The sequence below is a fragment of the Escherichia sp. MOD1-EC5189 genome (assembly GCF_002966045.1).
In the GTDB taxonomy this organism is placed as follows: Bacteria; Pseudomonadota; Gammaproteobacteria; order Enterobacterales; family Enterobacteriaceae; genus Escherichia; species Escherichia coli_F.
Genome location: NZ_PTRX01000095.1, coordinates 1 through 1,038 on the forward strand (window position 1 = coordinate 1; position 1,038 = coordinate 1,038).

Below are 1,038 nucleotides of genomic sequence, written 5' to 3' on the forward strand. Positions count from 1 at the left end.
TGGGAAATCGATCTGACAGAGGTCGGTGGTGAACGTTATTTTTTCTGTAATGAGCAGAACGAAAAAGGTGAGCCGGTCACCTGGCAGGGGCGGCAGTATCAGGCATACCCCATTCAGGGGACGGGATTTGAACTGAACGGTAAGGGCAGTGCTGCCCGTCCGACACTGACGGTCTCTAACCTGCACGGCATGGTCACCGGGATGGCGGAAGACCTGCAGAGTCTGGTCGGCGGAACGGTGGTCAGGCGTAAGGTTTACGCCCGTTTTCTGGATGCGGTGAACTTCGTCAACGGAAACAGCGACGCCGATCCGGAGCAGGAGGTGATCAGCCGCTGGCGCATCGAGCAGTGTAGCGAACTGAGTGCGGTCAGTGCCTCCTTTGTGCTCTCCACACCGACGGAAACGGATGGTGCTGTTTTTCCGGGGCGCATCATGCTGGCCAACACCTGCACCTGGACCTATCGCGGTGATGAGTGCGGTTATAGCGGTCCGGCTGTCGCTGATGAATATGACCAGCCGACGTCCGATATCACGAAGGATAAATGCAGCAAATGCCTGAGTGGTTGTAAGTTTCGCAATAACGTCGGCAACTTTGGCGGCTTCCTTTCCATTAACAAACTTTCGCAGTAATCCCATGACACAGACAGAATCAGCGATTCTGGCGCACGCCCGGCGATGTGCGCCAGCGGAATCGTGCGGCTTCGTGGTGAGAACGCCGGAGGGGGAAAGATATTTTCCCAGCGTGAATATCTCCGGTGAGCCGGAGGCGTATTTCCGGATGTCGCCGGAGGACTGGCTGCGGGCAGAGATGCAGGGTGAGATTGTGGCGCTGGTCCACAGCCACCCCGGTGGTCTGCCCTGGCTGAGTGAGGCTGACAGGCGGCTGCAGGTGCAGAGCGATTTGCCTTGGTGGCTGGTCTGCCGGGGTGAGATTCATAAATTCCGCAGTGTGCCGCATCTTACCGGGCGGCGCTTTGAGCACGGGGTGACGGACTGTTACACGCTGTTCCGGGATGCTTACCATCTGGCGGGGATTGA

At 58.1% G+C, this 1,038-nt stretch carries 2 protein-coding genes; both read left to right on the plus strand.

Annotated elements, in window-relative coordinates; genetic code table 11:
• Positions 1-630, plus strand: a 630-nt coding sequence (locus ATB02_RS25675; protein ID WP_105272413.1) for a phage minor tail protein L, incomplete at its 5' end; no start/stop codon positions are given.
• Between the two features lie 4 nt (positions 631-634).
• On the plus strand, positions 635-1,038 hold a 404-nt coding region (locus ATB02_RS25680), incomplete at its 3' end, for a C40 family peptidase (RefSeq protein WP_198550546.1).